Annotated in this window: 18 protein-coding genes; 8 read left to right on the top strand and 10 right to left on the bottom strand. The window is 61.7% G+C overall.

Going from position 1 to position 18,185, the window contains the following annotated elements; translation table 11 throughout:
- Positions 1-43 precede the first annotated feature (43 nt).
- Both HMPREF2785_RS00895 and HMPREF2785_RS00890 read right to left on the bottom strand, forming a co-directional pair.
- Positions 44-1,435, bottom strand: coding sequence for an FtsX-like permease family protein (locus HMPREF2785_RS00895; RefSeq protein WP_070613884.1), 1,392 nt, complete (start codon positions 1,433-1,435; stop codon positions 44-46).
- Complete coding sequence (locus HMPREF2785_RS00890) at positions 1,432-2,097, bottom strand: ABC transporter ATP-binding protein (protein ID WP_070613882.1); 666 nt, start codon at positions 2,095-2,097, stop codon at positions 1,432-1,434. Before HMPREF2785_RS00890 ends, HMPREF2785_RS00895 begins: the two co-directional genes overlap by 4 nt.
- 92 nt (positions 2,098-2,189) lie before the next feature.
- Between HMPREF2785_RS00890 and HMPREF2785_RS00885 the strand changes: the two genes are divergently transcribed.
- The 7 genes from HMPREF2785_RS00885 to HMPREF2785_RS00855 are packed head-to-tail and all read left to right on the top strand — an operon-like array spanning position 2,190 to position 12,001.
- Complete coding sequence (locus HMPREF2785_RS00885; RefSeq protein ID WP_070613880.1) at positions 2,190-2,864, top strand: sensor histidine kinase; 675 nt, start codon at positions 2,190-2,192, stop codon at positions 2,862-2,864.
- On the top strand, positions 2,861-3,505 hold the full coding sequence (locus HMPREF2785_RS00880) for a response regulator transcription factor (protein ID WP_070613878.1): 645 nt from the start codon (positions 2,861-2,863) through the stop codon (positions 3,503-3,505). The genes HMPREF2785_RS00885 and HMPREF2785_RS00880 overlap by 4 nt, the downstream gene beginning before the upstream one ends.
- 30 nt (positions 3,506-3,535) lie before the next feature.
- Positions 3,536-5,401: a galactan 5-O-arabinofuranosyltransferase gene (locus tag HMPREF2785_RS00875; protein ID WP_070613876.1), complete on the top strand. Its 1,866-nt coding sequence runs from the start codon at positions 3,536-3,538 to the stop codon at positions 5,399-5,401.
- 10 nt (positions 5,402-5,411) lie between these two features.
- Positions 5,412-8,627, top strand: coding sequence for an arabinosyltransferase domain-containing protein (locus HMPREF2785_RS00870; RefSeq protein ID WP_246821118.1), 3,216 nt, complete (start codon positions 5,412-5,414; stop codon positions 8,625-8,627).
- Positions 8,628-8,639: 12 nt separating this feature from the next.
- On the top strand, positions 8,640-9,491 hold the full coding sequence (locus tag HMPREF2785_RS00865) for a cutinase family protein (protein WP_070613872.1): 852 nt from the start codon (positions 8,640-8,642) through the stop codon (positions 9,489-9,491).
- Between the two features lie 9 nt (positions 9,492-9,500).
- Complete coding sequence (locus HMPREF2785_RS00860; RefSeq protein ID WP_070613870.1) at positions 9,501-11,351, top strand: M13 family metallopeptidase; 1,851 nt, start codon at positions 9,501-9,503, stop codon at positions 11,349-11,351.
- On the top strand, positions 11,345-12,001 hold the full coding sequence (locus HMPREF2785_RS00855) for a hypothetical protein (RefSeq protein WP_070484952.1): 657 nt from the start codon (positions 11,345-11,347) through the stop codon (positions 11,999-12,001). Before HMPREF2785_RS00860 ends, HMPREF2785_RS00855 begins: the two co-directional genes overlap by 7 nt.
- Here the strand turns inward: HMPREF2785_RS00855 and HMPREF2785_RS00850 are convergent.
- Genes HMPREF2785_RS00850 through HMPREF2785_RS00825 form a run of 6 tightly spaced genes read right to left on the bottom strand, consistent with a single transcriptional unit; the run spans position 11,937 to position 15,578 of the window.
- Entirely contained in the window at positions 11,937-12,671 is a 735-nt protein-coding gene (locus HMPREF2785_RS00850) for a hypothetical protein (RefSeq protein ID WP_070484951.1), read from the bottom strand. The two genes, HMPREF2785_RS00855 and HMPREF2785_RS00850, sit on opposite strands and share 65 nt — an antisense overlap.
- Positions 12,668-13,357 (bottom strand): VOC family protein, encoded by a 690-nt coding sequence (locus HMPREF2785_RS00845; protein WP_070613867.1) that lies wholly within the window; start codon positions 13,355-13,357, stop codon positions 12,668-12,670. The genes HMPREF2785_RS00850 and HMPREF2785_RS00845 overlap by 4 nt, the downstream gene beginning before the upstream one ends.
- Complete coding sequence (locus HMPREF2785_RS00840; protein WP_070421990.1) at positions 13,357-13,644, bottom strand: RNA-binding S4 domain-containing protein; 288 nt, start codon at positions 13,642-13,644, stop codon at positions 13,357-13,359. The genes HMPREF2785_RS00845 and HMPREF2785_RS00840 overlap by 1 nt, the downstream gene beginning before the upstream one ends.
- A gap of 10 nt (positions 13,645-13,654) precedes the next feature.
- A complete protein-coding gene (locus tag HMPREF2785_RS00835) occupies positions 13,655-14,365 on the bottom strand; it encodes an SDR family oxidoreductase (protein ID WP_070451952.1) in 711 nt (236 codons plus the stop codon).
- The gene (locus tag HMPREF2785_RS00830; RefSeq protein WP_070484947.1) at positions 14,362-14,934 is read right to left on the bottom strand and encodes a LysE family translocator; all 573 of its coding nucleotides are present in this window, start codon (positions 14,932-14,934) and stop codon (positions 14,362-14,364) included. The genes HMPREF2785_RS00835 and HMPREF2785_RS00830 overlap by 4 nt, the downstream gene beginning before the upstream one ends.
- A complete protein-coding gene (locus HMPREF2785_RS00825) occupies positions 14,934-15,578 on the bottom strand; it encodes an alpha-ketoglutarate-dependent dioxygenase AlkB (RefSeq protein ID WP_246821117.1) in 645 nt (214 codons plus the stop codon). Before HMPREF2785_RS00825 ends, HMPREF2785_RS00830 begins: the two co-directional genes overlap by 1 nt.
- Before the next feature lie 150 nt (positions 15,579-15,728).
- Between HMPREF2785_RS00825 and HMPREF2785_RS00820 the strand changes: the two genes are divergently transcribed.
- Positions 15,729-15,980, top strand: coding sequence for a hypothetical protein (locus tag HMPREF2785_RS00820; protein ID WP_070451955.1), 252 nt, complete (start codon positions 15,729-15,731; stop codon positions 15,978-15,980).
- 55 nt (positions 15,981-16,035) lie between these two features.
- On the opposite strand, the gene HMPREF2785_RS00815 is transcribed toward HMPREF2785_RS00820, so the two are convergent.
- Entirely contained in the window at positions 16,036-16,659 is a 624-nt protein-coding gene (locus tag HMPREF2785_RS00815) for a response regulator (RefSeq protein ID WP_070484946.1), read from the bottom strand.
- Between the two features lie 181 nt (positions 16,660-16,840).
- The gene (locus HMPREF2785_RS00810) at positions 16,841-17,935 is read right to left on the bottom strand and encodes a sensor histidine kinase (RefSeq protein ID WP_083308798.1); all 1,095 of its coding nucleotides are present in this window, start codon (positions 17,933-17,935) and stop codon (positions 16,841-16,843) included.
- Between the last annotated feature and the right edge of the window lie 250 nt (positions 17,936-18,185).

Raw genomic sequence — 18,185 nt, 5'->3', positions numbered from 1 at the left:
TCCCAGGACCTGACATTTTCCGGCGTAATGTGTCAGGACTCGCCTAGTCCTTGGCGCGCCCCATCCCCAGCAGCACCTGCTCGCGGAGCCGACCGGTCCCCACCACCGCCAAAACACAGCCAACCAGCGCGACCGCAACAAGCGCAGCGAACAGGGCCACCTTGTCCATCACGTTGACGTGGATCACGATCATGCCGAACCCCATCAGGCCACCCATGCCGAACCCCAGCAGGGCCACCACGAGCATGGGAATCCCAACTTCGCGCACGGCCACTTTGGTGTGAAAGGCGGCGGGCGCTCCGATGAAGTAGAGCGATTTGGTCAGTTGCTTCTGCTCCACCACGGACAGTGCCTGGGTGAGCAGGGTGGATGACACCAACAAGACTGCCGCGAAGACAGCGGTGATGACCACGCCGGAGGGGATGTCCCCTGTGATCATCTTCAGGGCGGGCTGGTCGTCGATCTCCGGCACCGCGGAGATCCAGGCGCCGACGCCGCCGATGAACGCCACGAAGTACAGGGCGGTGACGCGCTTCCAGGTGGTTTTCGCTCCCCTGCCGACCCGGCGCGTGGCCACGTAGTTCGCGGCCCCGGGGACTCGGTAGCTCAGCCGCGCGAGCAACTGGATGATGCCGACGGCGATCAGTGCATTAAACATAAGGATGCCGCCTGCGACCACCAACAAGGCGCCGAATTCCAACGCGTCTGCCTGCGGAGCGATGGTGAGCGAGCTCAGGTAGCGATACAGCACCACCGCACCAACCACTGACAACACCAGCGTGATCATGTTTTGTCCCTTCGGCGGGATTTTCTTGGTGACGCCGAGTGGGGTGACGGCGACTCGTCGCAAGGCAAGCCACACGGAGCACGCAGCCAACACCAGGACGACGATCCAGGCGATGGGGATGACCCACCAGGTGAGCATCTCCCAGGCGCCGACGCGCTTTTCCTGGAACGTCAGCAAACTCCACGCCGGGCACGTAACTATGTACAGCACCGACCCGAGCACCAACCCGACAAGCGCCTGGCGCAGCGATTCCAGGATCATCATTCCGCGCACCTCGCCGGCGGTCGCGCCGATGAGGCGCAGTGCCGCCAGGTGTTCTTCGCGCCCGCCAAGGTTCGCCCGCGCGGCTTGGGTGAGCAGCCCCAACAGGCTTGGCACGAGCAGCACGCACGCGAATAGCGCGAGGAAGATATACGCGATGGAGATCGGCCCGCCCATCGACTCCTCGATTTCCACGAGCGCCTCATGCGGGTGCAGGTCGCGGGCGAGGAACATCCAGGTGCCGCCCATGAGCGTGCACAGCATCCAGGTCGCTACGGTTACCGCCACCAGCGACAACGCGCGGACCCAGCGTTCGCCGATCTGCCGTTGCGAGCGCCCTTCGCTTGTCGACGACACCGCCGACCGCATCAACGTCACCGCACTCATCGCGTCACCTCCGAGTGGATCAGGCCGTCGCGGATTTCGACGCGGCGGCTGCACCAGTCGGCGATCTTCGGGTCGTGCGTGACCAGCACTAGGGTCACACCAAATTTCTGCGCGATTGCCACGATCTGCTGCATGACCTCATGCCCGGTGGCCTGGTCCAACGCCGCCGTCGGCTCGTCGGCAAACACCACCGACGGCGGCCCGGCCAAGGCGCGGGCGATGGCCACGCGCTGCACCTGGCCGCCGGAGAGTTGCCCCGGGTACCGGTCCACAAAGGCGCCCAAGCCCAACCGGGTCAGCATGTCGATGGCCTCGGCGTGCGCCTCCGCACGCGGCACCCCGCGCATGATCTGCGGCAGGGCGACGTTTTCGGTGGCGGTCAGCTCCGGCAGCAGTTGGCCGTCTTGGAAGATGAAGCCAAAGTTTTCCAGGCGCAGGCGCGAGCGTTCCGCGTCGCTCATGGCCGATACATCCTGGCCGTTGAAGCGCACCTGGCCGTCGTCGGGCACGAGCACGCCAGACATGCAGTGCAGCAGGGTCGATTTGCCGGAGCCAGAGGGACCCATGATCGCGACGGATTCGCCGCCGCCAACCGTCAGGCTGATGCCTTCGAGGACCCGTTGTTGGGTGAAGGACTTCGTGATGTCGTTGAGTTCAAGCATGGTTTCTATTCCACAGGTGGTCGTCGATAAGCACTATGGCCCTGGGTCCCGAATATGGGTAGTGCTAGCTCTACCTGGCTACGCTCGGGGCCATGCGGCGACATAAACACGAGGAGCGCGCGGCCGCCAAAATCCACCAGTTGACGGTTTCGCGGCGCAGGATCGCGGAGGCATATGAGGTGGAGCGGCTGCGCATCGAGCGAGACCTGCACGACGGCGCGCAGCAATACTTTGTGGCTGCCGCGATGAAGTTGGGCGAGGCAAGGTTGGACATTGCATCGCAGCTTCTCGACGACGCCGCCCGCGACCTCCACAACGGCCTCGACGCACTCAGGAGAACCGTGCGCGGTATCCACCCGCGGGAGCTGTCGGACCACGGGCTGGTCGCCGCGATCGAAACCGCCGCCGCGCAGCACGGCCCGCATGTCACGGTCCGCGCGCCGCACGAGCTGCCGCGTATCGACGCCTCCGTCACCGCCGCCGCCTACTTCTTCACCACCGAAGCCTTAACCAACGCCGCGAAGCACGCACCACATGTACCGGTCAGCGTGCTCGTGACCTGCGACCACACCCTGAATGTTTCCGTCACCGACCAGGGAGGCGGCAACGCACGCATCACACCCGGCGGTGGGTTGGATGGCATGCGCGAACGCATCGCGGCGTTCGGCGGTGAGATGGAGCTGCACTCGCCGGATGGTGGGCCAACCACCGTCACCGCGCGTATTCCGTTGCTGTTGTTCCGAGGAGAAAGTGGGATTGCGCCATGAGGATCGTTATCGCGGACGACTCCGCGCTGCTGCGGGAGGGTGTTGCAGGGTTGCTCACCCGGCGCGGCCACGAGGTTGTGGCGCAGGTGGAGTGTGCGGATGGGTTGCTGGGAGTCGTCGATAAGTATGGGCCCGACCTGGTGATCACGGACGTGCGCATGCCGCCGAACATGCGTGACGACGGCCTCCAAGCCGCCCTGGAACTACGCAAACGCGGCCCGGTGAATGTGCTGGTGCTATCGCAATACGTCGCGCCTGCCTACGCGCGGGAACTGTTCTCCGGCGGCGACGGCGGCACCGGCTACCTGCTCAAGGACCGCGTCGCTGAGGTGAAGGACTTCATCCAGGCCTGCGAAACCGTGGCAGGCGGCGGCGTGGTCATCGACCCAGACGTGGCAAGTGCGCTGATGGCGGCGAGCTCACGCTGGTTAACCACGCTCACCCCTCGCGAGGTGGAGGTGCTCGAACTTATGGCAGAAGGCCTGTCCAACAGTGAGATCGCGGGCAAGCTCTACCTCTCCGGCGCGGCGGTGGCGAAGCACGTGTCCAGCATTTTCTCCAAACTGGGGCTCACCCCAGACGAGGACAACCGTCGCGTCCGCGCCATCCTCATGTACCTGGCGGAACGTGGCGTGGGGTGAGTGTCGGCAGCGTATGCGACACTATTACGCATGACTACCGCTTATCATCCCGACGAGCTGTCACCGGGGCAGGCAGCCGTCCGTACCGTCGCGGCGGGGCTCGCGGGCGGCATTCTCGCGCTTGCTGCGTGGTTTGTGCTGCACCAGATCTCGCTGCCGGCGTTCAATACCTCCATGGTGACCAGGTCGTTGGCCACCGGTGTGTCGTTCGTCCTGTTGGGCATTGCTGCTGTGTTGGCGGTGCTGTGGACGCGCGGGAAGCAGCACTGGATTATTTCTGCGGTGATGGCGTTGGTGCCGGCGGGGTTGGTCGTCGCAACGCTTGGCATTCCGCTGTCTGCCACCAAGCTGTATCTCGACGGCATCCAGGTTGACCAGGGGTTTAGGACGCAGTTCCTGTCCCGCATGACCGAAAACTTGAGCCACGCGGACATGGCGTACAAGGACCTTCCCACCTTCTACCCGATGGGCTGGTTCTGGGTCGGCGGACGCGTGGCCAACGTGCTGGGTATGGACGGTTGGGAGGTGTACCAGCCGTACGCGATTGCCACCCTGGCTGCGGGCGCGGCGATGCTGACGCCGATCTGGCGCAGGCTCGTCGGTTCCCTGCCGGTTGCTACCGCGATTGCCGTGGTGACCACCGCGATTGTGCTGACGGAAGTCCCAGAGGAGCCCTACGCGGCAATCGTGGCAATGTTCCTCCCAGCGGCTGCGGTGTGGGCCTACAGGGCGCTGAGTGGCTCGTGGGCAGCCACCGCCGCGTTGACGATCTACCTGGGCATTTCCGCGTCGTTCTACACGCTGTTCACCGCCATTGGCGCGCTGACGGTCGTGGTGATCGCGGTGGTGATGTTCTTCACCGGCGAGCGCACCTTGACCCCGCTGAAGCACCTGTTCATCGTCGGGTTCGCCTCCATGGCCATCGCTGCGATCTCGTGGGGTCCGTACATCTGGCGTGTAGTCACCGGTGACGAGGCGCTGAAATCTACCGCGAACCACTTCCTGCCCATCGAGGGCACCTACTTCGCCCTCCCGTTCCTGTCGTTGTCCCTGGTAGGCCTGCTGTGCCTGTTCGGCCTCATTGGACTTATCGTGCGGTTCCGCGACCCGGAGATCGCCTCCCTGGGCGCGGCGATTGGCGTGAGCTACGTGTGGGCGCTCGCCTCCATGGCGATCACCCTCCTGGGCACTTCCCTGCTGGGCTTCCGCCTCGAGGTGCTGGTTGTGTTGCTGTTTGCCACCCTCGGCGTGATTGCGGTAGCGAACTTCCGCCTGACCTGGCTGGAGCGGAAGGTGAAGAACAAGGCCGCCTTGAACGTGGTGGCGATTGTCCTGGTGGCGGTGGCGTCGCTGCAGATGGTGCAGCACATTGCGGTGAAGAACGAGGCGTACATCGACCAGGCCTACGCCGATACCGACGGCTACGGCGAGCGCGCGGACCGCTTCCCGCCGGATGCGGGCCAGTACTACAACGAGATCGCCGACTACATCGAAGAGCACGGCCACATGAAGAACGAGGCCGTGATCTACACCGACGAGATCAACTTCATGGCCTTCCAGCCATTCTTCGGCTTCAACGCGTTTACCAGCCACTACGCTAACCCGCTCGGCGAGTTCGAGCAGCGCAACGGTGAGCTGGAGTCGTGGTCGCAGATTTCTTACGACGACCCGAAGAAGTTCACGGAGGCTATCGACAACAGTCAGTGGGAGCCGCCGACTGCCTTCATTTTCCGCGGCAGTGAGGATTCTGACTTTAAGACCCACATCGCCCACGACATTTACCCAAGCCAGCCGAACGTGCGTTACCAGGGGTTGTTCTTCAACCCGGAGGCGTTTGACAAGGCGAATTGGGACGTGAAGTTCATCGGACCGTTTGCTGTCGCGGTGAGGAAGTAAGGTGACCGGAGTGAAAACTGGATCTACTCGTCTTATTGCGACCGTTTCTGGTCTCATCGCGTTTGTGCTTTTGCTGCTCACCCCGTTTTTGCCGGTGAAGCAGACGGAGGCGAGCGTGTCGTGGCCGCAGAACGACACGGTTGGTTCGATCAACGCACCGCTGATTTCGTTGGCCCCGCAGGACCTTGAGGTCACGGTGCCGGCCAACAGCGTCGGCGAACTGCGTGAGGGCCAGAGTCTGATCTTCGGTACGTTGCCGGAGTCGTCGAATAAGGCGACGGACCGTGGCCTGTTCATCACCGCTCCCGACGGCGGCCTGGTGGTGACTTCCCTCAACGACGTCCTTTTCGAGCTCACCCCAGCCGAAGTCCGCAACCTCCCCGACGATGCGAAGCTGCACGTCAGCGTGACGCACGAGGAGACCACGGTTGAGATCCCGGGCACGTCCCACTCGGAGACCAGCGAGGATGATTACCGCCCGCAGGTCACGGGTATGTACACGGAGCTTGAGAATAAGCACACGCTTATCGACGACGGCCTGTCCGCCCATATGAACATCAACTCCCGCTTCACGTCCTCCCCGACGCTGATCAAGAGCATTGCGATGTGGGGCGGCCTGCTGAGCGCCCTGGTCAGTTTGTGGGCGTTGAGGAAGTTGGATGGTCCGGCGCGCTATCGTCGTCGTCAAGCAAAGGGCTTGAAGCCTCTCGACGGCGTCGTGGCCGGTGTCCTTGGCTTTTGGCACATCTTCGGCGCGAACACATCCGACGATGGGTTCCTGCTGACCATGGCGCGCGTGGCCGCGAACACGGACTACATGGCCAACTACTACCGCTGGTACGGCGTGCCGGAAGCCCCGTTCGGCTCCCCGTTCTACGACGTGTTGTCGTTGCTGTCGGAGGTGACCACTGCGTCGATGTGGATGCGCCTACCGGCCCTGTTCGCAGCGCTGGGCACCTGGTGGCTGCTCTCGCGCGAGATTCTGCCGAAGTTGGGCCCGGAGATCGCCGGGCGCAGGGTCGCCCACTGGACGGCCGCGTTTGTGTTCCTGGCGTTCTGGTTGCCGTACAACAACGGCACTCGCCCCGAGCCGATCATTGCGGTTGGCCTGGTGGGTACGTGGGCGCTGTTCGAGCGCGCTATTGCCACGGACCGTCTTACTCCGGCAGCGTGGGGCACTGTGACCGCCGCGTTTACTCTGGCGTGTGGCCCGACCGGCCTCGCAGCCGTTGGCGTGTTCCTGATTTCTCTGCCGGCGGTGCTGCGCATGATCGGTTCGCGCCCGCAGCCCCGAATTTCTTACGTCGCGCCGTTTATGGGCGCGGGCCTGGCCGTGATGGTGCCGGTGTTCCACGACCAAACCCTGGCCACCGTGCTGGAGGCGACGAAGGTGCGCTCCGAGGTCGGCCCTGCCCTGAGCTGGTTTGAGGAGTGGACTCGCTACGCAACGCTTCTCGAGCAGACCGTCGACGGCTCCATGTCGCGCCGCTTCCCCATGTTCGTGCTGCTGCTGTGCACCGGCCTGATCCTGTGGGCGCTGGCGAAGGGCGACAAGACCACCGGCACGACCAAGCGCATGATGCTGATCCTGGGCATGGCGACGTTCTTCCTGCTGTTCACCCCGACGAAGTGGACGCACCACTTCGGCATCTACGCGGGCCTCGGCGGCGCGATCGCTGCTGTGGGTGCGGTGGTGCTCTCCCGGATTGCGATGAAGTCGGACCGCAACCGCACATTTGCCATGGCTGCGGTGCTGTTCCTCATGGCGTTTACCCTGGCGGGTTGGAACGCGTGGTGGTACGTGTCCTCGTTCGCGGTGCCGTGGTGGGACCGCACTGTGCAGTTCAAGGCCATCGAGGCCAACACTGTGGTGCTGGCGATCGCCCTGGTGGTGTTCGCAATTGGTGTGGTGCAGTCGATGCGCGGCCCGCGCACGATCAGCACCCGTTGGTCGGGCGTGATGGCTGCGCCGATCGCCGTGTTTGCGATCCTCATGGTGACGTTCTCGTGCCTGACGTTTGTGAAGTCGTTCGTCTCCCAGGCCCCGGCGTATTCGGTGGGTATGGGCAACGTGAAGTCGTTCAAGGGCGACGTGTGTGCCCTCGGCGGCGACGTGCTTCTGGAGGACGACACGAACGAGTCCTTCCTCACCCCCGTCGGTGGCGTTCCGCTGGGCAAGTCCCTGGATGCGGGCAAGAACATCGGCTTCACTCCGGACGGCGTGCCGGCATTCATCGCTTCGGAGACGGCCGATACTTCGGACCGCACGCTGAGCGACACACTGTCTGACGACGACACCGCCGACGTCGATCCCGCTTCCGACGAAGCCCAGTCCACCTCTCGTGTGAACACCCAGGGCAACCGTCCGAAGTCGATGCGCGGCGTGAACGGCTCGACCGTGCGCCTGCCGTTCGGCCTGGACTACAACCGCATCCCGGTTGCCGGCACCTTCGATGACGAGCCGAAGCAGTCCGCGTCGCTGGAGACCACGTGGTACGAGTTGCCGCAGCTTAGCGACGACCGCCCCCTCCTGGTCACCTCCGTCGCCGGCCGCATCGCCCACCACGACATCAATGGCGTGGAGCAGGAAGGCACCGAGCTGAAGCTGGAGTACGGCACCAACAAGGACGGTGTGGTGCGCAAGCTCGGCGAGGTAGAGATGCTGGACCAGGGCCCAACCCCGCTGTGGCGTAACCTGCGCTTCCCGCTGGCGGACCTGCCGGAGGAGGCGAACGTGGTGCGTCTCGTCGGCGAGGACACCTCCCTTGCGGAGAAGGACTGGCTGGCGGTCACCCCGCTGCGCAACCCGAAGCTGATCCCGCTGTCTGAGCGTTTCGATTCCGACACCCCGGGCCTGCTCGACTGGACCGTCGCGTTCCAATACCCCTGCCAGCGCCCGTTCTTCCACGCCAACGGCGTGACGGAGATTCCGGAGTTCCGCATCATGCCGGACGCCCCGGGCAAGCAGCAGCTCTCTGGCTTCATGGACTTCCTCGGCGGCGGCGCGCTCGCCCCTGCGGAGGCCGTGAACACCTCGTATGAGATCCCGGGCTACCTCAAGAACGATTGGCAGCGCGACTGGGGTTCGGTGGCGCAGTACGAGCCGCGCCGCAACTCTGTCGGCGACGTTCCCGAGTTGGCACACGTGGACACCGAGGTGACCACACGTTCCGGCCTGTACACCCCCGGACCGATGAAGGTGCGAAACCCTGACGAGCAGGGTTAAGATGCACTTGTCATGAAACTCAGAAAAGTTCTCGCAGCCTGCACCGCTGCGCTCAGCGTCCTCGCCGCCACCACTGTTGCGGAAGCACAGCCCTTCAAGCAGAAGGGTTGCGCCCCGCATTACCTTGTGGCGGTGCCGGGCGGAGCGAACACGGCTGAGGGGATCCCCGACTACGTGCCGCACGGCGGCAACGTGTTCATGACGGGCATCCTCACTCGCCTCGGCACCGCAGGTGAGATCGAGCCAGTCTGGGTTTCGTACCGCTCCACCCCGTTTGCATCCACGCGCTACAAGCAGGCATCGGCCACGGGCTACAACAAGGCACGAAATACTGTCACTCGCCTGTCCAATTCGTGCCCGAACGCACGCTTCTCCTTCACGGGCTACTCCCTCGGCGCCGACATCGCTGCGCGCCTGACCAGCGACATCGCCCACGGTCGTGGCCCGATCGCCCCAGAGAAAGTTTCGGGCGTTGCCCTGTTTGCTAACCCGTACCAGGGTGACAACGGTGCGGTGCTGTCCCACGGCACCTCCCCGCACGCCCGCGGTTCTCTTGGCCCGCTTCCGGAGGGCTACGGCGAGCTCGGCCCCCGCGTGCTGGAGATCTGCAACGCCGGCGACCTGGTGTGCAACATGAACGAGGCACACCGCGGACTCGTCTCCCCGGCGATGCGCACCAACCTGGCGGCGGGCCAGATCCCGTTTGCGGAGTTCAATAACCTCTTCCGCTCCCTTGGGCTGGGTGCGTTCACCGTGTTCCACGACATCCGCCTGCACGGCAGCTACACCCTCGGCCAGCAGCGGGAAGCTTCGAACTGGATTATTGAGCAATCTTTGGCCCCGATCCAGGTGCCAATTCCGTAGCATGGTGGCATGCATGACCTCTTTGAAGTAGTAAACGGCGAATGGGTCGCCAACCACGAAATCCCCGCTGACCGCGGTATTGACGGCGCGTTTTACGCCCTGCGCGACAAGGCGGAGGAAGATGTTCACGCCATTCTTTCCGACGGCCACCCCCTCTACACCTCCTTTATGGATGTAGATGCCGTCAACGCTGCCGGCATCTCTGCGATCGACGCAGACTTGGACTTGATTGAGGTGGCGAGCGTTGAGGAGTTCGTCGAAAAGTTAGGGCTCTTGGAGCGCACAGGCATTGGCGCACCGCTGACCTACTGGGTGGAGAAGGATTCCCAGGGCGAGGATTCCGTCCCGTACCTCGTGCAATCGGGGCTTGGGCTTCCCGACGAGGCCTACTACCACGAGAAACAACACGCACAGACGCTCGCTGACTATGAGAACCACGTCGCGCGCATGCTCGAGTTCCTCGCCCCGAAGTACCTGCTGGGCCTGAGCCCGGAGATCGCCGCACAGCGCATTATCAACGTGGAGAAGGCGCTGGCAGACTCCCACTGGGATGTGGTGAAGTCGCGCGACGCGATCGCCACCTACAACCCGGCCGAACTCTCCGACATGCCGCCGCTGGTGCAGAAGATGCTTCGCGCCTCCGGCCTCCCCGACGGCCGCGTCATCGACATGATGCCCTCCTACACCGCGGATCTGGATGCAATGCTGCGCCGCGAAACGCTCGCCGACTGGCAGCTGTGGGCTGCGTGGAACATCCTGCGTTCCCGCGCCGGCGTGCTCAGCGAGGAGATCGGAAGGGCAAACTTCGAGTTCTACGGCAAGAAGCTTTCCGGCGCGACCCAGCAGCGCGACCGTTGGAAGCGCGGCGTGGCCCTCGCAGAATCCCTCATCGGCGAGGACATCGGACGCGAATACGTCAAGCGCCACTTCCCGCCGCAGTCCAAGGAGCAGATGCTGGAATTGGTGCAGTACCTTATCGACGCCTACCGCACCCGCATCGCCGACCTCCCCTGGATGAGCGAAGAAACCAAGAAGAAGGCCGCGGAGAAGCTTTCCCAGTTCAACTCCAAGATCGGCTACCCCGACAAGTGGCGCAGCTACGAAGGCCTGGAGTTCACGGACAACCTCGTCGAGAACGTGCGCCGCGGTGCCGCGTTTGAGCACGACTACCAGCTGGGCAAGATCGGCAAGCCATCCGACCGCGACGAGTGGGTGTCCAGCCCGCAGACCGTCAACGCGTTCTACAACCCGGTAGTCAACGACATCACCTTCCCGGCCGCGATCCTGCAGCCGCCGTTCTTCGACCCCGATGCCGACGCCGCCCAGAACTTCGGCGCGATCGGCGCGGTGATCGGCCACGAGATCGGCCACGGTTTCGACGACCAGGGCTCGCGTTACGACGGCCAGGGCAACCTCAACTCCTGGTGGACCGAACAGGACCGCGCCAACTTCGAGAAACTCACCTCCAAACTGGTCGATCAGTTCAACGGTCTCGTCCCGTCCGTCTTGGAGGGCACCGACACCTCTGGAGTGAAGGGCGAGTTCACCCTCGGCGAGAACATCGGTGACCTTGGCGGACTCGGCATCGCCGTCGTGGCGTACAAGAAATACCTCGCCGACAAGGGCCTCGAAGAAACCCGCGAGGGCTTCCAGAACCTGTTCTACGCGTGGGCTCGCGTGTGGCGTTCCAAGGCCCGTCCGGAGATGGCGGCACAGCTGCTGGCCATTGACCCGCACGCCCCGAACGAGTTCCGCTGCAACGTCATCGCCGCGAATATCGACGAGTTTTACGACGCCTTCGACGTGGAGAAGGGCTCCAAGATGTGGATCGAGCCCGAGGACAGGGTGACGATTTGGTAGAGGAATACCCGCTCAACGAACAGGGCGACCCGAACTTCAACGTCGGCGGCGTTAAGCGCGACCTGCCGCCGGAACTGCAGTTGGAGCAGCTCGCCTCCTACATCGAGGCGACCTACGAGGACGGCCCGAACTACCTGGCACTCCTTCCAGACAGGATCACACACGCCGCCATGCTCATGCTTGGCAGTGCGGTGGATCATGCGATGCCGGCGACGAAGTGGTCGGGTGAGGTGGTCGTCGAGAAGCATGAGCTCGGTGTTGTGTTCAAACCGAGCAACCCGACCGGCGCGTGGGCCGTCTCCGTGTGGGACGGGCCCGACAATGCCAAAGAGATGCTGTGGCGCCCCGACGTGGCCGCTGCTGCTGAACTCTCCGGCACGACGATCCTCGACGTCGACCGCGCAGAAGACGCCCAACGCGCCGTCGACCAACTGCCCGGCCCCGTCACCGCCTGGGTGCTTGGGGATACCCCAGCCCCCACCGCCGACGACTACGTCTTCACCTTCCCCACCACCAACCGGGAGGGGTTTGTGCAGGTCCCGGCTGGGTCAGGGCTCGAAGGCACCGAGTACTACGCCAAGGGGTTCATTTCCACACCGGCAGAAATCCGCCGTCGAGTGCAGGATGTCGCGGAGCATCTCCGTCGTTGACCTGGTTGATACCCACGTTGGTATCCACCGTGTTTTCATAGGCGGTGCCGTACGTCAGTGCGGCCACCGCCCACGTTTCCTTGCCGATCTCACCCCAGGACACCGAGCCCGTCGCACTCTCCCGGTCGTCTGACCAACCCATCTTCGAGCCCTTCACACGCTTCAACCGGGCCGTGCCAAACCCCTGGATGAAACCGTCCGACGCCACCGCGGTCTGCTTCTCCATGCCCGCGAACAGCGGTTTCGCCGCCGGGTCCCACACAATCGACGCGATGAACGTGGCCAGATCCCGCGCCGAAGTTTGCGACTTCCCCCACGACACACCACGTGCCGTCTGCTTCAAGTCAAAGTCCTCGGCAATCTGATCGATCGCCTCCGGATACTTCGCATCCAACGTGCTGGCAATCCCGTCATCAGAGGAGGCAATCATCTCCTCCACCTGCTTCTTCTCAGCCTTCGTGCCGTTGTACAGCACGTAGTAGCCCAGATAGAGCTTCGCCAGCGACAGCGCCGGCCGGGCCTCCTCCGCCTTCGGCGAAATGGACACACGTCCGTCCGGATGCACCACAGCAAGACCCGTCCGGTCCCTGTTGTACGACGGGTCCACGTGGTACGCACTCAGCGGAAAACTTAACGACGCCACCAGCAACGCCGCCCCTACACGTTTCACAGCACAGAGTCCGCTTCGCTGATCTCCTCAAACGTGGGTGTTTCAACCTCGACGATGAAGCACTGCGCCCCATTCGGATCCGCAATGCCCGCCATCGGCCCAAACGCGCCCTGACCAGGCCCGACGAGCACCGTGCCGCCGTGCGCCTCGACCGCCTTGCACGCCGCCTCGAGGTCTTCCACACCGAAGTAACTCACCCACGACGCCGCCTCGCCGACGTACATACCCAAGAACGGCGCACCGTCCTCAAACGCCAGGAAGTAACCGTCTTCCTCGCGGATCTCCCAGTCGAACAGGTCGCCGTAGAAATCGATGGTGGCCTGGTCCGTGGTCACCAACTCGTACCACACCGGCACCCCCGGCTCACCGGCCGCGACGAAGCGTTCCTCCGGATCCATCAGGCCAAACAGACCGCCGGACGGGTCCTCACACAGCGTCAACTCATCGTCGGCGCTCAGGACACGGCCACCGAGCTTCTCCACCTCGCCGCCGCCCATAAATGACGTCACCCAACCATCAGCCTTCGCCGACACTAGGCCCGCCACCGGCAGCCCATCCTTGCAGGCAGTCCCGTCGACAATCTCCCATCCGAATACGTTGCTGTAGAAGTGCGTGGACTTCAGCACGTTCGTGGTCATCAGGTCCTGCCAAAACGGCATGCCGTCCTTGCCTTCGAATGCAGGCATTACATGTTCCTCCACTTCTCCGGATCGAAATCGTCGTTGGCGGTGCGCTCATCGAAGTAATCGTCGCCGTCCGAGTCCGTCATCACTGTTGCGGAGGCGTCGCCGATCGAGACGGTGTCTTCGTCGTAAAGCAAATGCCCCCGCGAGGTGACCACATCACCGTTGACCAGCACCTCGCCTCCCGCAATCGCTTCCTTCGCGTGACCACCGGATTCCACCAGGTTGGCCAGTTTCAAGAACTGTCCGAGCTTGATTGATTCGCCCGAAATCGACACGTCCATATGCATGTAGGGCAGTCTAGCGGTCTGCCTGGTCGACCGGCATGATGCTCATCGTGTCGATGTTCACCCGCTTCGGCAGGCTCGCCACCCACCGCACCGCCTCCGCAATGTCCTCTGCAGTCAGGTTGACGTTGCCCTCATAGACCTTCCGCGCACGTTCCTCGTCGCCGCCGAACCTGTTGAGCGCGAAGTCCGTCTCCACCCGGCCCGGGTCAAGCTCACACACGCGGATGTTGTTTTCCGCCTCCTCCCTGCGCATCGCCCTGGTCATGCCGCGCAGACCGTACTTCGCCGCGTTGTAGCCGGACCCGCCCTTGTACGCGTCCGTGCCCGCGACCGATCCAATGTTGACCACCAGCCCCTCCGATGCCTTGAGCTGCGGATACAACGCCCTGGTGACCCGCATCGTCCCCATCACATTGGTCTCGAGCATCCACTCCCAGTCCGCGTCATCCGCATCACGCAGGTAGTCGGTTTCCTTCGCACCGCCCGCGTTGTTGACCAGCAGGTCCACGCGCTCCAGCTCGTTGAGTTTTGCCACGCTGGCCGGGTCCGTCACGTCGAGGTGGATTGCAACGCCGCCGATGTCGTCGGCAATCGCCTGGCACTTCTCCAGACGCCGAGCCGCCACGATGACCTTCCAGCCGTCGGCGGCAAGGGCCCGACACGTCGCCTCGCCAATACCCGCGGAACCACCTGTGACTACTGCAACCTTTTGTTCGCTCATGCGCCGAAGTGTAGGCCCTCCCACAGCATCCATGTGGCCAGAAGAATAAAGATGACGCCCGTGACCACGTCGATCCACCTGCCGTAACGCTCAATCTTGGAGGCCATCGCGCGGACTGCCAGTGCGAACCCGACGAACCAGGCGATGCCGGTGACGATCAGTAACGGCGCCGCCCACCAGCCCACGTGTGCGAACTGGGCGAAGATCGCCCCGAAAAACAGGACGGCCTTCGGGTTGGACAGGTTCGTCGCCACACCGGTGAGGAACGGTCTGCTCACCTGCTGCGCTTCCGGCAACTCCGGGTCACTCGCCCGAATCGCGCCTATGCCCATCCACAACAAGTAGGCGCCACCGACGATCTGCAGCACCGACAGGATCTCCGGGAACGCTTGAATCAACGCACTCAGACCCGCCAGCGACGCGACGATCCACACCGTGTTGCCCAGCATGATGCCGAGCGCGCACAGGATGCCATCCCGTCGATTCTTCGCGCCAACCCGGATGATCTGAAACAGGTCCGGACCTGGGCTGACGATTGCCGCGAACCAGACTCCAAGCAGTGCGATCATCACTTCTCCATTTGCCGCATCGTGATGTTGAGTCTTCCTTCTAGCAGCGCCGACGTCCCCTTCTTCGCCCCCAGCACGCCATGTCTCGCGCGGCGGGCTGGGCCACCGAACACGAGGGCATCCCCGGACATGAGGAGAATATCGTGCCCCTCGATGCGAAACACACAGTCCTGACCGAACGACAGGCTGACCACCGCGTTCTCAGATTCTTCCTCCGCATCGACGTGCATACCCATTCCTTTGCCCGGCGGGTAGAAATTCACTAACGCCGTTTCCACACGTGGAGTCTCACCAACCCGCGGGTCAATCTCGCGTGCCCGATCCATCACCTCCCCTGCGATCCGCTGGAAATTCTCCGGCACCGGCGGTACCTGATATCCATCGACTTCCTGCAGCATGCGGTACGGATTCGTCGCCCAGAACCACCCGAGCGACAGCATCCACGCATCCATCTGCCCTTTGCCTACCCGTGGTTGGCGCATCGCCACCGGCGTGTCGGCAACCGACCTCGCCAATTCGCGCGCTTGTTCGATATTTTCCCGCTGCTCATCAGAGGTGAAAAACGCAGGTAGATGCACCACCCCAGGCATGACGCGGTTGGGTTTGCGTGGGATCACGGTGGCGTCGAAAAGCAATTGCTCCACCTTGCGTGTCGCGGTCGTTTTATATGATTTTCACACAATAACCCAAAGTGTTCGAATAGGCAACCGTATTACTTTTTATTTCTGCTGGTTAATCCCCTGACGCTCGTTCGTGTGTTCGATATTGCTATTGACGACCCTGCAAAGGGGGCCATGACCACGGCAATCGAACCGATGTTTCGCAACCAACGCACTAACGACCCGCACGCAAGCGGCGCCCAAGCGATCCGCGACATCTACTGGGGAATGTTCCGCATGTACACGTACGAAGGACACGTTGAAGACGACTTTTACATGATCTACCTCGACTGTCACTTTCTTGACGTAGCCGCGGCTTGCGGATTGGCAGAATGCGGACTGCACAGGCTTCGTGGCTGTAGTGGTCGTCTTCTTCGTGACTTCTAGCTGACGCCAAGAGCCTTTTTCCAGACAGCGAAAGTACTCCGCCGAAACAATTAGCTCAGTTCAGGAGAGCTATAAGTTCCGCCCTAGAGCTACAGTCCATTTTTTTCAGAAGAGAAGACACTATTTTCTTTATATAGGATTCAGAATAAAATAACTCTTTTGCTATTTGTCTATTGCTGTTTCCTCGGCGCAACAATTCCATGACAGCTTCCTCATTATCGGTTAATGAAGCGTGTGCCATTCGTTCGACAAACCGTCCCCACGGGGATTGAGCTACCAGCCGTTTCACGCATTGGGGTGAGAGACTGGTCCCTCCGTTAAGCGCATCTCTGAGTGCCTGAATAATTACCTGCGGAGGTTGTCCTTTAATGACGTACCCGGACGCCCCACGCGCAAGAGAAGTAATCATCGTGTCGTCAGTGTCGTAAGCTGTCATCACAACAAAAACAGGTGGTTCATCGAAACTGTTCGTCTGTTTCAGTAATTCGACTCCATCCATATCGGGCATGCGGACATCGGACAACACAACGTCACAGGTATGACTATCGAGCCATGTCAGCGCGCAGCGCCCGTTCGCGGCGGTGGCAACAACCTCTAGGTCTGGGGTTTTAGAGAAGTAAAGCGGAAAGGATTCCCGGATTACGGGATCATCATCAACAAGGAGGATCCTGGCGCTCATTTACTACACCAAGGATGGGTTTGACCTTTACTGCACCCCAGCCAGTCCTTAATAATCTGGTATGTATGAGTCACCGGTTTCCTCTCAGCGGGAGGTACCTCGACTGTTACGGGGGATCCTGCCACAAGGCTAACGGTAAGCATAAGAGAGATCACGGAATTCATATTTACGACGAAACCTTTCAGACGGGGACATGGAAAGTAATCGACCAACGGGCGTCAGCGCTATCCAGTGTCATGTTTCCGCCTACGGCGGCAATCGTTCGCTGCATAGATACTAAACCAAAATGGCTGGAACCAGCTCGCCCACGCCCCGGTCTATAAGTGTTAGCGAGAGTCACAATGATTTGTTTGGCATCTGCAGTTGCAGTCATTCTCACCATGGAATCAGGTACGGCATACTTGATGATATTGGCACTGGCCTCAGACAAACATCGACTGAGCGCCTTGTCGATAGACTCAGTGCCGGGATCCACGCTGATATTCGCGGTGGATTCAACATGAAATCCGGCCTCCTGAAGCGCGCGATTAGTTTGTATCAGTGTCGTGGTTAGCGCTGGCACAGTCGCTTGCTGATGATTGATCGCCTGGGCATTGAGCTCGTCCACTAACGCGCGAATACCGCTTATTGACTTACGCGCTGTGGTAGCACACTTCTGTAGAGCTTGCTCTATCTCCGGCGTGGAGATCGCCAATGCTTCAAGCCTAACTATCAGCGCAGTTAGATCAGCAGCTACCGTGTCATGGAGAAGCCCAGCTACTTCTGCCTTACGTTGGCGTATCTGGAGATGGCGTTGCCTTTCTTTTGTATTCACCGTGTTGATAAACCACCCAACGGCAAATGCGCAAACCATCATGAGGCTAAAGATGGTCACAGACTGCGAATCCACACTAAACGACTTTTTATCCGGGGAGTAAAACCCAAGTAGTGTCGTAAAAACTGCAAGGACTACTCCAGTCTTATACCTGCGTTGCGCAGTAACTACAGTAACCATCAGAACGGACGTCAACGTCACCAAATCTGGAGAACGAGCGGAAAAGCTTGCGACCGCAAACAGCGCAAGATGCCCCAGAGCGGCGACAGTAGGCCGATATGCCGCCAGAGGCAATGTAGCTGCTAGCAAGAAGAAAAGCACCCCAGTGCCAATGTCGACAGGTGCGACTACCGAAACGCGCAAGCCCCACAGAGTAAGAGCCAGCAAGCACAACACCAGCGCTATTACTACGCGGCCAGAATGAAACGCCTTAATAAACACATTAAGCACCCAGAGTTGCATCGATGGAAACCATAGAAGAACAGTGAAGCATGAAAGTTACGGTTCGTCCCGCCACCCAGCAATCGAATTTTCAACTATCAACTTATCGACGTTGAATCAAAAGCGATGCCAGAACCGGCCGATCAGAACCCCCGATATCCAATCGAAAAGCGAGGCGATAGCACTTCAAACTAGAGCACCTTTAGGCTTTGTTCCGCGACCCAAAGTACCTTTCCACTCTGAAGTGCCCCGAGTTTTGTTCCTAGGCATT

Source organism: Corynebacterium sp. HMSC067D03 (assembly GCF_001811185.1).
Classification (GTDB): domain Bacteria; phylum Actinomycetota; class Actinomycetes; order Mycobacteriales; family Mycobacteriaceae; genus Corynebacterium; species Corynebacterium coyleae.
Note: the sequence above shows the minus strand (reverse complement) of the source record. Positions and strands in the feature narration are given on the sequence as shown.

Bases quoted from the DNA above. Each gene is read 5' to 3' on its own strand.
- HMPREF2785_RS00895 (WP_070613884.1), bottom strand. From the start codon at position 1,435: ATGAGTGCGGTGACGTTGATGCGGTCGGCGGTGTCGTCGACAAGCGAA.
- HMPREF2785_RS00890 (WP_070613882.1), bottom strand. From the start codon at position 2,097: ATGCTTGAACTCAACGACATCACGAAGTCCTTCACCCAACAACGGGTC.
- HMPREF2785_RS00885 (WP_070613880.1), top strand. From the start codon at position 2,190: ATGCGGCGACATAAACACGAGGAGCGCGCGGCCGCCAAAATCCACCAG.
- HMPREF2785_RS00880 (WP_070613878.1), top strand. From the start codon at position 2,861: ATGAGGATCGTTATCGCGGACGACTCCGCGCTGCTGCGGGAGGGTGTT.
- HMPREF2785_RS00875 (WP_070613876.1), top strand. From the start codon at position 3,536: ATGACTACCGCTTATCATCCCGACGAGCTGTCACCGGGGCAGGCAGCC.
- HMPREF2785_RS00865 (WP_070613872.1), top strand. From the start codon at position 8,640: ATGAAACTCAGAAAAGTTCTCGCAGCCTGCACCGCTGCGCTCAGCGTC.
- HMPREF2785_RS00860 (WP_070613870.1), top strand. From the start codon at position 9,501: ATGCATGACCTCTTTGAAGTAGTAAACGGCGAATGGGTCGCCAACCAC.
- HMPREF2785_RS00845 (WP_070613867.1), bottom strand. From the start codon at position 13,357: ATGCCTGCATTCGAAGGCAAGGACGGCATGCCGTTTTGGCAGGACCTG.
- HMPREF2785_RS00840 (WP_070421990.1), bottom strand. From the start codon at position 13,644: ATGCATATGGACGTGTCGATTTCGGGCGAATCAATCAAGCTCGGACAG.
- HMPREF2785_RS00835 (WP_070451952.1), bottom strand. From the start codon at position 14,365: ATGAGCGAACAAAAGGTTGCAGTAGTCACAGGTGGTTCCGCGGGTATT.
- HMPREF2785_RS00830 (WP_070484947.1), bottom strand. From the start codon at position 14,934: ATGATCGCACTGCTTGGAGTCTGGTTCGCGGCAATCGTCAGCCCAGGT.
- HMPREF2785_RS00820 (WP_070451955.1), top strand. From the start codon at position 15,729: ATGACCACGGCAATCGAACCGATGTTTCGCAACCAACGCACTAACGAC.
- HMPREF2785_RS00815 (WP_070484946.1), bottom strand. From the start codon at position 16,659: ATGAGCGCCAGGATCCTCCTTGTTGATGATGATCCCGTAATCCGGGAA.
- HMPREF2785_RS00810 (WP_083308798.1), bottom strand. From the start codon at position 17,935: ATGCAACTCTGGGTGCTTAATGTGTTTATTAAGGCGTTTCATTCTGGC.